Origin of the sequence: Streptomyces sp. NPDC001502, assembly GCF_042894785.1 — a bacterium.
Classification (GTDB): domain Bacteria; phylum Actinomycetota; class Actinomycetes; order Streptomycetales; family Streptomycetaceae; genus Streptomyces; species Streptomyces kutzneri.
Genome location: NZ_JBIAVW010000009.1, coordinates 255,214 through 268,471, shown reverse-complemented (window position 1 = coordinate 268,471; position 13,258 = coordinate 255,214). Strand labels below are relative to the sequence as shown.

The 13,258-nt window shown below is 72.8% G+C and carries 12 protein-coding genes; 7 read left to right on the top strand and 5 right to left on the bottom strand.

Annotation, left to right across the window (positions count from 1 at the left end):
• Positions 1–5: 5 nt before the first annotated feature.
• The 5 genes from ACFY0D_RS18465 to ACFY0D_RS18445 all read left to right on the top strand — a co-directional run bounded on the left by ACFY0D_RS18465 (position 6) and on the right by ACFY0D_RS18445 (position 5,435).
• Positions 6–1,112 carry a hypothetical protein gene (locus ACFY0D_RS18465; protein WP_390799252.1) on the top strand — a complete coding sequence of 369 codons (1,107 nt, stop codon included), beginning with the start codon at positions 6–8 and terminating at the stop codon, positions 1,110–1,112.
• A gap of 227 nt (positions 1,113–1,339) precedes the next feature.
• The gene (locus ACFY0D_RS18460) at positions 1,340–2,938 is read left to right on the top strand and encodes a M48 family metallopeptidase (protein WP_390799251.1); all 1,599 of its coding nucleotides are present in this window, start codon (positions 1,340–1,342) and stop codon (positions 2,936–2,938) included.
• Positions 2,935–4,089 carry a hypothetical protein gene (locus ACFY0D_RS18455; protein WP_390799250.1) on the top strand — a complete coding sequence of 385 codons (1,155 nt, stop codon included), beginning with the start codon at positions 2,935–2,937 and terminating at the stop codon, positions 4,087–4,089. Before ACFY0D_RS18460 ends, ACFY0D_RS18455 begins: the two co-directional genes overlap by 4 nt.
• A gap of 78 nt (positions 4,090–4,167) precedes the next feature.
• The gene (msrA, locus tag ACFY0D_RS18450) at positions 4,168–4,836 is read left to right on the top strand and encodes a peptide-methionine (S)-S-oxide reductase MsrA (RefSeq protein ID WP_390799249.1); all 669 of its coding nucleotides are present in this window, start codon (positions 4,168–4,170) and stop codon (positions 4,834–4,836) included.
• On the top strand, positions 4,833–5,435 hold the full coding sequence (locus tag ACFY0D_RS18445; RefSeq protein WP_390799248.1) for a hypothetical protein: 603 nt from the start codon (positions 4,833–4,835) through the stop codon (positions 5,433–5,435). The genes msrA and ACFY0D_RS18445 overlap by 4 nt, the downstream gene beginning before the upstream one ends.
• 16 nt (positions 5,436–5,451) lie before the next feature.
• On the opposite strand, the gene ACFY0D_RS18440 is transcribed toward ACFY0D_RS18445, so the two are convergent.
• Together ACFY0D_RS18440 and ACFY0D_RS18435 are read right to left on the bottom strand one after the other, a co-directional pair.
• Positions 5,452–7,626 carry a sulfatase-like hydrolase/transferase gene (locus tag ACFY0D_RS18440; RefSeq protein ID WP_390799247.1) on the bottom strand — a complete coding sequence of 725 codons (2,175 nt, stop codon included), beginning with the start codon at positions 7,624–7,626 and terminating at the stop codon, positions 5,452–5,454.
• 149 nt (positions 7,627–7,775) lie between these two features.
• Positions 7,776–8,867, bottom strand: a complete 1,092-nt coding sequence (locus tag ACFY0D_RS18435) for an NAD(P)-dependent alcohol dehydrogenase (RefSeq protein ID WP_390799246.1) — start codon at positions 8,865–8,867, stop codon at positions 7,776–7,778.
• A 164-nt stretch (positions 8,868–9,031) separates the two neighbouring features.
• Here ACFY0D_RS18435 and ACFY0D_RS18430 point away from each other — a divergent pair, with 164 nt between their 5' ends.
• Positions 9,032–9,916, top strand: coding sequence for a helix-turn-helix transcriptional regulator (locus ACFY0D_RS18430; protein WP_390799245.1), 885 nt, complete (start codon positions 9,032–9,034; stop codon positions 9,914–9,916).
• Here the strand turns inward: ACFY0D_RS18430 and ACFY0D_RS18425 are convergent.
• The 3 genes from ACFY0D_RS18425 to ACFY0D_RS18415 form a co-directional block, all read right to left on the bottom strand.
• Complete coding sequence (locus ACFY0D_RS18425; RefSeq protein WP_390799244.1) at positions 9,906–10,901, bottom strand: GNAT family N-acetyltransferase; 996 nt, start codon at positions 10,899–10,901, stop codon at positions 9,906–9,908. The two genes, ACFY0D_RS18430 and ACFY0D_RS18425, sit on opposite strands and share 11 nt — an antisense overlap.
• Positions 10,902–11,007: 106 nt before the next feature.
• Positions 11,008–12,276 carry an Ig-like domain-containing protein gene (locus tag ACFY0D_RS18420; protein WP_390799243.1) on the bottom strand — a complete coding sequence of 423 codons (1,269 nt, stop codon included), beginning with the start codon at positions 12,274–12,276 and terminating at the stop codon, positions 11,008–11,010.
• Between the two features lie 134 nt (positions 12,277–12,410).
• Positions 12,411–12,752, bottom strand: coding sequence for a hypothetical protein (locus tag ACFY0D_RS18415; protein ID WP_301367015.1), 342 nt, complete (start codon positions 12,750–12,752; stop codon positions 12,411–12,413).
• A 107-nt stretch (positions 12,753–12,859) separates the two neighbouring features.
• Between ACFY0D_RS18415 and ACFY0D_RS18410 the strand changes: the two genes are divergently transcribed.
• Entirely contained in the window at positions 12,860–13,210 is a 351-nt protein-coding gene (locus ACFY0D_RS18410) for a hypothetical protein (protein WP_390799242.1), read from the top strand.
• Positions 13,211–13,258 lie beyond the last annotated feature (48 nt).

Sequence of the window (13,258 nt, the reverse complement as noted above, 5' to 3'; positions counted from 1 at the left end):
GAGGCATGGAGATTCTGTGGTTGGTGTTCGCGATGCTCATGATCGTGTTCATTCTCGGTCCGTACATACGGCGGCGGCGCGGTGGTATCCGCCTGGTCGCGCCGGGCAGCCCCGACGCCGCCAACCCGGCGAACTACGGATTCGACCGGCAGGAAGAGCTCGAGATCCGCATTCCCGGGCCCGACAAGGACCTGATGGACGCCCTCGACAACGTACGGCTCACCGGCCGGTGGCAGGCGGCCTCACAGCTGCTCGCCGGGACCCCGCGGGAGGGCGAGCGGCGCTGGCAGCGCGTGCAGGCCTTCGGCGGGGCCGCGGCCCTGGAGCTGATGGCGCAGCCCGGGACGGGCGCGCAGTGGCTGCGGGCGTGGCGGCAGGAGGCGGAGAAGGACCCGGGCGGCGCGCAGGTGCACGCGGAGCTGCTGGTGCAGCAGGCGTGGCGGCGCTCGGGCGGGGTCGGTTCCGAGGACCACCGGATCATCCTGGAGGAGGCCCGGGACGCGTGCCGCAAGGCCGCGCTGCTGGCCCCGGGGGACCCGGTCCCGTACATCACGGAGCTGGCGATCGCGCGGGGACTGGCGTACCCGGAGGCGGAGTTCGACGAGCTGTGGGCGAAGGTCCTCGACCGGGCCCCGGAGCACATGGGCGCCCATCTCGCCGCGCTGCACTACTGGGGCGCGACGTGGCACGGCTCGCGGGAGAAGGCCGACACGTTCGCGCACGCGGCCGCGGCGCGCGCGCCGCAGGGCTCGCTGCTGGCGGCCCTGCCGATGTTCGCGCTGCGCGAGAACCGGCCGGACATCGTGCTGAGCCCGACCTTCTACCGGGGCGCGGTCGTCACGCGGGCGGTGGAGGGCGCGCTGTACGCGGTGCACACGGCGCGGGAGGACGACCCGATGGTGGCGCACGTACGGCACATGCTGCTGGTGTTCCTGGTCTGCATGGAGCGTTGGGCGGAGGCGATGGAGCAGGTCCGGCACGTGGACGGGTACGTGGGCGCGCTGCCCTGGTCGGAGGCGGACGACCCGGCCGCGGAGTACGCGATGTGCCGGGCGATGGCGGTGGCGGGGTACGAGGCGAACGGCGGATCGCCGGCGACCCTGGCACGGTAGCCCTCCGGGCCGGTCGGCGGATCTGCGGCTCGGCTTCGCCCGTCGGGCGGTCCGTCGCCGCGGCGTGGGGTGGGGGCACTGCCCGGTGCGTCCACCCCGGCTGCCCCGCGGGGATCCTTGGCGAATAAAGTTGCTGTAAGTAATCGCAGGCCGCATGATGCGGCGGTGGCCGTGGCCTTCTGCCCTGCCACCCACTTCCTTTCGTTCCCGTGGGGGGATCTGTCCATATGGGCGCTTCACTGCGCGCCTTGCGCGCTCTCGTCCTGCTCGCAGGCTTCTACCTGCTCGGCGTGTTCCTGCTGGCCGCGCTCGGCGGCATCGACTACGCGGTCGTCACCACCCTGCACGGCCCGATCGTGGCCAAGCTGGTTCTCGTCTCGCTGGTCCTCACCGTCCCGATCGTGCGCGGCATGTTCATGCTGCGCACCCCCCAGGGCGAGCCCCCGGCCGGCATCACGGTCAGCGAGGCGCAGGAGCCCGAGCTGTGGGCGGTCGTGCGCGACATCGCGCAGCAGGTCGGCACCCGCGCCCCCGACGAGATCGTGCTGATCGACGAGGTGAACGCGGCCGTCGGCGAGGACGCCAGGCTGCTGGGCCTGCGGCCCGGCACCCGCCGCCTCTACCTCGGCCTGCCGCTGATGACGGGCCTGGACGAGATGCAGCTGCGCGCCGTGCTCGCCCACGAGATGGGCCACTACGCCAACTTCGACACGCGTCTCACCCCGCTGATCGCCCGCGGCCGCGCCCAGCTGATCCGCACCATCGGCTACTTCCACGACCGCGCCGACAAGAAGGTGGCCAAGGAGCGCGCGAAGCAGGAGCGCAAGGACGAGAAGCGGATCGCCAAGGGCAAGAAGGCCAAGGGCGTCGACACCGCGGGCGAGGGGGCGATGTACCGCGCCATGGCCAAGATCTACATCGCGTACGGCAACTTCTACATGCGCGCCACCCGCTCCACCTCCCGCCGCCAGGAGCTCGCCGCCGACCTCGCCTCGGTCCGGGTCGCCGGCCGCGACTCCGCCGCGTCCGCGCTGCGCGAGCTGAACGCCCTCGACTCGGCGCACGACTTCTACATGGGCTCCTACGCCACCCTCGGCGTCGGCGCCGGCCTGCTGCCCCGCCCGGGTGAGGTCTTCGGCGGCCTGCGCCGGCTCCTGGACGCGCGCTCGGCCGACCTGGACGAGCTGCGCCAGGAACTGTCGACCGAGCCCACCTCCCCCTACGACTCCCACCCCGCGCTCGCCGAGCGCGTGGCCCGCATCGAGGCCCTGCCCGACGACGGCCGCTCCGGGCAGGCCGCCCGGCCGGCCCTGGAGCTGCTGGCCGACGCCGACGCGGCGCTGGCCGCGCTGGAGCAGGTCGTCCTCACCCCGGAGGCGCTCGCGCTCAAGCGGGTCGACTGGGAGGACCTCGTCCACGAGTCCATGACCGTGTACGTCGGCCAGGGCGCGGAGGACATCCGCGAGGCCTTCGCCGCCGAGGGCGCGGGCCCCGGGCTCGACGCCGTGCTGGACGCGTTCGACGCCGACCAGGCAGTGCGCTGGCGCATCGCCGACCGTTTCCCGAAGTCGGAGGAGGCGCAGGCCGCCACCGGCCGCACGGCCCGCGAGTTCGCCCGCCCGGTCGTCCGGCGCGCGCTGAACCAGCTGGTCACCGTCGAACTGACGGCCCGCGGCGCCGCCCGCTGGCAGCTGTCGTGGTCCGACTCGGCCTCCCTGAGTTACCCGGCCGACGGCTTCGAGGAGCGCCTGGGCGCCGCCCTGGACGCGGCCGTCGCCGACCTGCCCGACACCGAACCCCTGCGAAAGCTGGTGCTTGCCCCGTGATCGGCCTCTACATCCTGGGCGCCATGCTGCTCTTCGGCGCGTTCAAGGTTCTGCGTGGCGTCTACTTCATCCGCAAGGCGAAGCGGCTGGAGGCGGAGATCGCCGTCATCGAGGGCCGGACCGAGGCCACGAACGCCGAGACGGCCGCCGTCAAGGCCGAGCGGAAGGCGCAGCAGGCCGCGGCGGTCGTCGCGCTGGGCTTCGTGCCGGAGGACGAGCTCGACACGGACAACGCGCTGCCCGTGTCGCCCGAGCAGACCGCCGCCGTCGCGGCGGTCAAGGCCGGCGACTGGGAAGCGGGCGCGGCCTATCTTGAGGCGGCCGGGCAGGACTGGGAGGAGCGCTGGCAGCGCGTCCGCGTCCTGTCCGAGCTGGCTTGCGAGGACGACGCCTGGCTGCTGGCGTGGCGCACGGCCAGGCCGTCGGACGCGTCCGCGGCGCTGGTCAACGCGGACACGGGCATCATGGTGGCGTGGAACGTGCGGGGCTCCGCGCGGGCCAGCCACACCACCCAGGAGCAGTTCCGGATCTTCCGCGAGCTGCTGGTCAAGGCGCAGGAGCAGACGCGGGAGGCCCAGCGGCTGGCGGACCCCGCGGACCCGGTTCCGTACATGGTGGAGCAGAACATCAGCCTGGGCCTGGGTTACCCGCACGAGCAGTACCAGCAGCTGTGGTCGCAGATCATGAAGCGTGACCCGAAGATCCTTTCGGCCCACACGAACGCCATGCAGTACTGGAGCCAGAAGTGGCGCGGCTCGCACGAGCTGGCGCTCGCCTTCGCCCGCGAGTGCGCCGCCGGGGCCGAGCCGGGTGAGCTGCTGTCCGTGCTGCCGCTCATCGCCTACGTCGAGCAGGAGCTGCACGAGTCGGAACTGAAGCCGGAGACCTTCTTCAAGGAGCCGGAGATCGTCGCGGCGGTGGATGCCGCCCTCGTCGACCTGGCGGCGGCCGATCCGGACGACTGGCGGTCGATCCGGCTGCGGCACCCGCTCGCGTGGTTCCTGTTCTGGCAGGACCGGGACGCGGAGGCGGTCGAGCAGTTCCGCCACATCGACGGACACATCGGGGCGATGCCCTGGTACTACTGGCCGAAGTCCCGCTACGTGCACGCGCGCGACTGGGCGGTACGCGAGGTGACGCCGGGTCTGTGACCCGTGCGGCGGCGGAGGGCGGGTCGGGGAATCCCGGCCCGCCCTTCGCACGTTGTCACTCCCACAAGGAGGGAATCCATGTTCTCGTACCGCCGTACGCCCGAGCTCCCCACCCGCGAGGAGGCCCTGACGGGCCGCGCGGAGCCGCTGTTCACCGTGCCCGACCGGCACACCGTGCTGGGCAACCCGCTGTCCGGCCCCTACCCCGCGCACCTTGAGGTCGCCGACTTCGGTCTGGGCTGTTTCTGGGGCGCGGAGCGCAAGTTCTGGCAGACGCCCGGGGTGTGGACCACTCTGGCCGGCTACCAGGGCGGCTTCACCGAGAATCCGACCTACGAGGAGGTCTGCTCGGGTCTGACCGGTCACACCGAGGTGGTCCGCGTGGTCTTCGACCCGTCCCAGGTCTCCTACGCCGCGCTGCTGAAGCTGTTCTGGGAGTCCCACGACCCCACCCAGGGCTTCCGCCAGGGCAACGACGTCGGCACCCAGTACCGCTCTGCGGTCTACACCCACTCCCCCGACCAGCAGGCGACGGCGGAGGCCTCCCGTACGGCCTACCAGCAGGTCCTGGCCTCCTCGGGCTACGGCCCGATCACCACGGCGGTGCTGCCGGCCGCGGAGCGCCCCTTCTGGCCGGCGGAGGCGCACCACCAGCAGTACCTGGACAAGAACCCGGGCGGCTACTGCGGCATCGGCGGCACGGGCGTGTCCTGCCCGATCGGTGTCGCGAAGGCCCCCGGGGCGTGAGTGCCCCCGTCGCCGACCCCGCGCACGAGGGGCTGACCCGTCTGTGGCGGGAGCACAGGCCTCCCGGCCCGTTGTTCCCGCACGAGCTGAAGACGGTGTACGCCCACCGGTGGGTGCGTTTCCACAGCCTGCCGGAATCGAAGCGCCACCCGGACGGCGAGGCGGAGTACGCGGTGCTCCTGGACCGGTACAACACGGTCCTGGACGAGCTCTTCGCGGGCGGCGACGTGTATGTGGTGACCACCGGCCGGTCCGAGGTGTCCGAGCACACGGACCGGTCGGTGAAGCGGCGGGCCTTCCACCCGGAGGGCACGCTGTGGACCACCGAGGACGACACCTACGACCCGGATCCGGCCTTCCACCTGCGCTGGTACTTCTACGCCGACCGCCGCCGCTGGCAGCGGGGCTGCCTCGACCGGCTGCTGCGCGCGGTGGCCGACGACACGCTGTCGGGCGCCTTCGTCACGGACCCCGGGCTCACCCGGATGTACCACCCGTACGACGGCGGTGCCGATGTCATCCTGCCCACGCGGCAGGAGCGGGACCGGATGCGCGAGCGGCACGCCGGCTGGCTGTCCGCACATCCCCAGGGGTACTGAGGCCGGCCGGGGCGGGTCAGACGACCGTCACGTACGGGCGGGCCCAGGAGGTGTGGTCGAAGGAGGAGCGGGCGTTCGCGTCCTCGACCAGCAGGTGGAGGAGGCGGACGCCGGTCACGTCGAGGTCGATGGCGGTGGGGCCGGCGGCTCCCGTCAGGGTGGCGGTGGTCAGCAGGGTCCGGCCGTCGGCGCGGACGACGGCGCGGGTGGCGCCGGCCGCCGACTGGTTCGTGGAGAAGTCGTCGATGCCGACGAGGGCCGTGAAGCGGGAGGCGCGCCCGCCCAGGTGGTAGACGATCTCCGAGGGGGCGTGGACGCCGAGGCCCTTGGCGTGGGTCACGCCGCCGAAGGCGATCGGTGTGCCGTCGCCCGCCGCCTGCTTGCCGTTGGAGCGGTCGATCTCCACCGGGCCCCAGCCGTTGGTGGCCGAGACCCACGGGAGGTCGCTGAGGTGGCTGTCCCGCGTGGGCGGCGCCGGGAGCGGGGTGAACCGGGTCGCCGCCGTGAAACGCAAGGACGAGGACGTGGTCGCCTGCGGGACGAGCACGGCCGGGGCGGAGGAGGGCGCGCCCACCCGCCAGGTGGTGGTCAGGGCCTGGCCCGGCGCGAGGGAGGCCGTGGCGGCCGGGCCGGTGGGCGTGGCCGTCCAGCCGGACGGGAGCGGGAGGGTGACGCGTACGTCGGGCCAGGGGCGGGCGCTGCCGTTCGCGACGGTGGTGGTGAGCGTCGAGGCCGACGGGTCGGCGACCGCGGTCAGGCCCCACGGGCGGCGCACGTAGGTGTCGGTCCACGAGGCGCGCAGCAGGGTGGTCAGCGAGGCGACCACCGAGGGGTTCCCGGCCGCCACGTCGTTCTTCTCGCCGGGGTCGGCGGCCAGGTCGTAGAGCTCGAACGCCCACGCGGAGTCGGCGACCGTGCGGTCCCGCCCGGGGGCGAACCGTACGGCCTTCCACCGGTCCTTGCGGAGGGCCTCGGCGACCTGCTTGGCCCGGCCCCCGTCCTGGGTGTTGGCCCGGCCGGTGACGCCCTGCTCGTCGCGGTACCAGTACAGGTGGCCGTGGAGGGGGGCGAGGGCGGCCGCGCCGCCCAGGACGGGGGCGGCGGAGAGGCCGTCGATGTCGGTGGGGGCGGGGGCCGCGGCGAGCTCGGCGAGGGTGGGCAGCACGTCGTACAGGGGGGTGGGCCGGGCGCTGGTGGTGCCGGGGGCGATGCGGCCCGGGGACCAGGCGATCAGCGGGATCCGGACGCCGCCCTCGTAGAGGTTGCGCTTGTAGCCGCGCAGCGGGCCGTTGGCGTCGAACAGGTCGGGGTCGACCCCGCCCTCCTCGTGCGGGCCGTTGTCGGAGGCCACGAGGACCACGGTCCGCTCCGCGATCCCGCGTGCGCGCAGCCGGTCCACGACGGCGCCGACCTGCGCGTCGAGGAGGCTGATCTGGGCCGCGTGGGCCTTGTTCGCCTGGGTCCACGGCCGCGCGGCGTAGGCGCCGACGTCGGGGATCTCGCTGGGTGCGTGCGGGAGGTTGGGGGCGAGGAGGAGCAGGAAGGGGTCGGGTCCGGCCGCGTGGGTGTCGATGAAGCCGAGGGCGCGCGCCGCGATCGCGTCGGGGGCGTAGGTGCCCGCGGGGAGGGTCTCCTTGGTGTCGTTGTGCCACAGGTACGCGGGGCGGTACTGGTGGGCGTGGCTGTGGTCGATGTATCCGTAGAACTCCTCGAAGCCCCGCGCGCCCGGGTGGCTGGGCTGGTCCGCGGCCTCCGGCCCGAAGCCCCACTTGCCGAACAGGCCCGTACGGTAGCCCCGCGCGCGCAGCACTTCGGCGAAGGTGGTGTCCCCGGCGGCGAGGCTGCCCTGGCCGCCGACGGCGGGGTTGGCGCGGACGGCGGCGTGGCCGGTGTGCAGGCCGGTGAGGAGTGCGGCGCGCGACGGGGCGCAGACGGCGGCCGCGGAGTAGGCGTCGGTGAAGCGCAGGCCCTCGGCGGCGAGCCGGTCGATGTGCGGGGTGGTGATCAGCTTCTGGCCGTACGCGCCGAGGTCGCCGTAGCCGAGGTCGTCGGCCAGGATCACCACCAGGTGGGGCGGGGGCGCCGCGCTCTCGGCGGCGGACGCCGGTGCGGGGGCGGCCAGTTGGGGCAGGGTCGCGAGGCCGGCGGCGGCCGCCGCCGATCCGGCGAGGAAGTGGCGGCGGCTGGGCATGGCGGACTCCTGCGCGGTTGCGGGTGGCGGTCGGTGTGTGGAGATCATCCGCGGCCGTGTGCCGCGGGGGCCATGCACGCGGCATGAAGACTGTGTGACAGCGCCGCCGGCCGCCGGTCCCGGTCCCGCTCCCGCTCCCGCTCCCGGGGTCAGATCGTCGACGCGTCGATCACGAAGCGGTAGCGCACGTCGCTCGCCAGCACCCGCTCGTACGCCTCGTTGATCTGCCCGGCGGTGATCAGCTCGATCTCCGAGCCCAGTCCGTGCTCGGCGCAGAAGTCCAGCATCTCCTGGGTCTCGGCGATCCCGCCGATCATCGATCCGGCGAGGGTCTTGCGGCCGCCGATGACGGAGAAGAGGTCGAGCGCGACGGGCTCCTCCGGGGCGCCGACGTTCACCAGCGCGCCGTCGACCTTCAGCAGGCCCAGGTAGGCGTCCAGGCCGAGCGGCGCGGAGACGGTGGACAGGATCAGGTCGAAGCGGCCGGCCAGTTCCTCGAAGGTCGCCTCGTCGCTGGTGGCGTAGAAGTGGGAGGCGCCCAGCTTCAGGCCGTCCTCCTTCTTGCGCAGGGTCTGCGACAGCACGGTGACCTCCGCGCCGAGCGCGTGCGCGATCTTCACTCCGATGTGGCCGAGGCCGCCGAGGCCGACGACGGCGACCTTCTTGCCGGGGCCCGCCTGCCAGTGCCTGAGCGGGGAGTAGAGGGTGATGCCGGCGCACAGCAGCGGGGCGGCGACGTCGAGGCCGAGGCCGTCGGGGATGCGGACGGTGTACTTCTCGTCGACGACGAGGTGGGTGGAGTAGCCGCCGTAGGTGGGCTCGCCGCTGCGGTCGAGGGCGTTGTAGGTGCCGGTCATGCCCTCGGTGCAGTACTGCTCCTGGCCGCGCAGGCAGTACTCGCAACGGCGGCAGGAGTCGACGAAGCAGCCGACGCCCACCCGGTCCCCGACGGAGAACCGGGTGACGGCCGGGCCGACTTCGGAGACGACACCGGCGATCTCGTGGCCGGGGACCATCGGGTAGATGCCCTCGCCCCAGCCGTCGCGCACCTGGTGGATGTCGGAGTGGCAGATGCCGGAGTACTTGATGTCGATGAGGACGTCGTGCGCGCCGACGGGGCGGCGCGTGATGGTGGTGCGCTCCAGCGGGGCCTTGGCGGCGGGAGCGGCGTACGCGGCGACCGGCGTGCCGTGGGTGGCCTGGGTGGCCTGGGTGGCCTGGGCGGCCTGGGTGGCGGACATGGGGGTGCTCCTCAAACGGGGTCGTGCCTCTGCGGTGGCCCCCACGCTGCCGGTTCGTCCGGTGGGCAGCCATCCCCCTGTCCTGCCTACGCCCGGTGAACCTACTCCTGGCGGGGTCAGGCTCACGCCTGCGCCCGGGCGCGCCGCCCGGGGATACTGACCCGATGGACCAGCTTGATCAGCGAGCCTGCCTCGGCGAGTTCCTCCGCTCCCGCCGTGCGCGGCTGCGCCCCGAGGACGTGGGCCTGCCCGACCACGGGCGCCACCGGCGCGTGCCCGGGCTGCGCCGCGAGGAACTGGCGCAGCTGGCAGGGGTGTCGGTCGCGTACTACACGCGGCTGGAGCAGCGCGACGGGCACAACGTGTCGGTGGAGGTCCTCGACGCGCTCGCGCGGGCCCTGCGTCTCGACGGGAGCGAGCGGGCGCACCTGATGGACCTGGCGCGGCCGAAGGCGCACCGGCGCCGCCACAGCCGGCGCCCGCAGCAGGTGCGGCCGGAACTGCGCACGCTGATGGACGCGATGGACGGCGTACCGGCGTACCTGGTGGGGCACCGGCAGGACGTCATCGGCTGGAACCGGCTGGCGGCCGCGGTCTTCGGGGACTTCGGGGCACTGCCGGCCGCCGAGCGGAACCTGGTGCGGCTGGTGTTCCTGGACGCGGCCACGGCGGAGCTGTACGGGGAGTGGGAGTGCCGGGCGTGCGAAGTGGTGAGCAACCTGCGGATGTACGCGGGCCAGCACCCGGACGACGAGCAGCTGTCGGCACTGGTCGGGGAGCTGTCGGTGAAGAACGAGGAGTTCCGGCGGCTGTGGGCGGCGCACACGGTGGCGGACAAGACGCACGGGGAGAAGTTGCTGCGGCACCCGATCGTGGGTGAGCTGCGGCTGTCCTTCGAGACGCTGAAGCTCCCGGACGACCCGGCGCAGTCGCTGGTCACCTTCCACGCCGCCCCCGGCTCCCCGTCGGCGGACGCCCTGCGTCTGCTGGCGTCGTGGTCGGCCCCGTCGGAGGGGGCCGGGGCACGGAACCCGATGGCTACAGGCTGAGCTGGTAGTACGCGGCGGGGCGGTCGAGGCGGTAGCCCAGGCTCTCGTTCACCGCGCGCATCGGGGTGTTCTCGTCCGCCACCGTGGTGGCGATCCGGCGCAGGGCGGGGTACCGGCGGCGGGCCTGCTCCAGCATGTGCAGCTTGACCGCGCGGCCCAGGCCGTTGCCCCGGTGGGCGGGGGCGACCACGGTGTCGTACTGGAGAGCGCGCGGGCCGGCCGGGTCGGGCAGGACCAGTTCGGTGTACGCGGCCACCTCGCCCGTGGCGGTGACCGCGGCGACGGTGGTGATCTCGCCGCCGCGGTCCAGGATCAGCCGGTGCGCGGCATGGAGCTTGTCCGGCGTCCAGGTCTCGGTCTTCTCGTCGATGTCGCCCGTGGGCGCGTCCTCCATCGCCCCGTGGGCCGTGGCCAGCGGCCCGGCCCAGTCGTCCGGCACCAGGCCGTGCCAGGCGCGCAGCGCGTATCCCGGGGCGATCTCGGCGGTCGCCGGGGAGGTGGCCCCCGCTGCTGCCTGCGGCTGCCGCGTCACGTCCTGCTCGTACCAGGCCATGGGCAGGACGTTCTGGAAGCCGAGCGACCGCGCGAACCGCTCGCCCGGCCCGCCCAGGTCCACGAGCGTCATGACGGAGGACCGGCCCTGCGCGAGCAGCTCGGCCCGGACCCGCTCCCACAGGGCGCGGCCCAGGCCGCGGCGCCGGGCGTCCGGGCGTACGGCGAGCACGTCGAGGTAGGCGGTGTGCGCGTTGGCCTCGTCCGTGAACAGCAGCAGCGCGGCCACCCCCGCGGCCACCCCCGCTCCCCCGTCCGCCGCCCAGAGTGCGGCGCGGCCGCGTGCGGGTGTCACGCGCAGCCGTCCGGCCACTTCCGTACGGGCGGGCGGCGGCGCCTGCGGCAGGTCGACGGCCTGGGCGGCGGTGAGGACCGCGGTCCAGGCGTCTGTCTCGGCGTCGGTCGGGGGCAGCGGCAGCGCGCGAATGGTCATACCGGGGACCCTAGGTGATCACGTACGGGCGGACCCGGCCGAATTCACGCCGAACGGCGGGGACCCCGTGAGGGATCCCCGCCGTTCGCGGTGTGTGGTCGGGAGGTCAGGCGGCCGAGCCGGCCTTCCACTCCGCCCAGCCCATGTTCCAGCCGTTGAGGCCGTTGTCGGGCTTGATGGTCTTGTCCGGGGAGTTCTTCACGGTGACCACGTCGCCGATGAGCGAGTTGTCGAAGAACCACGCGGCGGGCTGGTTCGGGTCGCCCGCGCCCTTGGCGTCGTTCAGGCCGACACAGCCGTGGCTGGTGTTCGCACTGCCGAAGACCGAGTCGGCTCCCCAGTAGTTGCCGTGGATGAAGGTGCCGGACTGGGACAGCCGCATGGCGTGCGGGACGTCCTTGATGTCGTACTCGCCCTTGCCCTCACTGTCCTTGAAGCCGACGGTGGAGCCGTCCATCCGGGTCTCCTTGAACTTCTCGGAGATCACCATCTGACCGTTGTAGGTCGGGTTCTCCGGGGAGCCCGCCGAGATCGGGATGGTCTTGATGACCGCGCCGTCCCGGGTGACCGTCATCTTCTTGCTCTGCACGTCGACCTCGGAGACCTGGCTGCGGCCGATCTTGAAGGTGACGGTCTTGTTCTGGACGCCCTGGACGCCGGGAGCGCCCTGGACGCCCTCCAGCGCCAGCTTCATCGTGACGGTGGAGTTCGCCTGCCAGTAGTTCTCCGGGCGGAAGTCCAGGCGCTGCGTGCCGAACCAGTGGCCGACGACTTCCTGGCCGCTGCTGGAGCTGACCGAGATGGCCGCCTGGACGGCCTTCTTGTCCTGGATCGGCTTGTTGAAGGTGATCGAGACCGGCATGCCCACGCCGACCGTCTGGCCCTCGTCCGGTATGAACGAGCCGACGAAGCTGTTCTCCGGGGAGACGGTGGTGAAGGAGGCGTTCTCGTGCGCTTCCTTGCCGTCGGCGTCCTTGGCGGTCGCCGCCAGGGCGTACTTCGTGGAGCGCTTCAGCGCGGCGTCGGGCTTCCAGCTCTTGCCGTCGGCGGCGATCTTGCCGGCCACGGCCGCGCCCTCGCTGGTCTTCAGCTCGACCAGGGTGAGGGTGCCGTCGGCGACGGCCACGTTGGCCGCGTCGTTGAGGCCGACGTTCGTGGCCCCGTCCTTCGGCGTGATGGTTATTTTGGCCTTGGAGGTGTCCTTGGCGGCCGCCGCGTCGGCGTCCGCCTGGGCCTTGCCGGCCTCGGAGCCCTTCGGCTTCGCGTCGTCTCCGCCGCCGCATGCCGTGAGCATCAGTACCCCACCGAGCACGGCGGATATGGCCACCAGGGACCTTCTCCGCCGCATACTGTCCGTCCTCACACGCCACTCCATCGTTGCCGGATACCCCGGAGGCTGGCCGTCCCCGGGGTTGGCCGGGCAGGGGGCAGACCCCCTGCCTGGTCCTGACAACGCGTTAACGGCACCGGCCGGTTCCACATTCCGTTCGGATGTGGTCCACCACACGGTCAGGCGTTGTCGGGTTCCTCGTCGAAGTCCCCATCTTCCTCGTCCAGGTCCCACTCCATGGACTCGGGGTCGTATTCGACGGGCTCGCTGCTCCAGGAAGCCTGGGCGAGCTCCACGCCGGGGATGTCCGCGACCAGGTCAGTGGGGTCGACGAGGTAGGCGAGGGCCTCCGACTCGTCCTCGCGGACGGCGGACTCGGCGTGGCCGCGCTCCTCGTCCGGCATGAACTCGTCGGCCTTGATGTGCGCGAGCGCGGCTCCGGTGAGTGCCTGGACGTCCGGCACTTCCAGCACCAAATCCACCCGAAGTCGTACGTAACGTGATGTCTCAGAAGCGTTCATACGACGGAGAGTAAGCCCGCGGAAGCCCCGACTTTCCCACGACCCGCCCCTTTCCGTAGCATCACCGCACACGGCCAATTCGCTGCTGCCACAAGGGGGATCGCACCGTGTCCGCACGCCGACCGCTGCTCACCGCTCTCGGAGCGACCACCCTCCTCGCCGCCCTGTGGTTCGTACCCTCGGCGGGCGCCACCTCAGCCGGTGCCGAGGAGACCCGTTCCGGCGTGCCCGCGGGCGCGAACGCCGCCGGGACGACCACCGACGCGACCGGCTCCGCCGGCTCCGACTCCCCCGGGACGGTCACGGGGACGGCCTCCGGTCCGGCCTCGCGCCCGCTGCCCCTGCTCGCCGACACCGGATCCGTGGACACCACCCCCTACCTCCTGGGCGGCACCCTCTTCCTCGGCGTCGGGGCCGGTTTCGTGGCCTTCTCGGTCCGCCGCTCGCACGCGCTGTAGACACGCGCCGCAGACACGCGAAGGGCCGCCCCGGGAGCTGATCCCGGG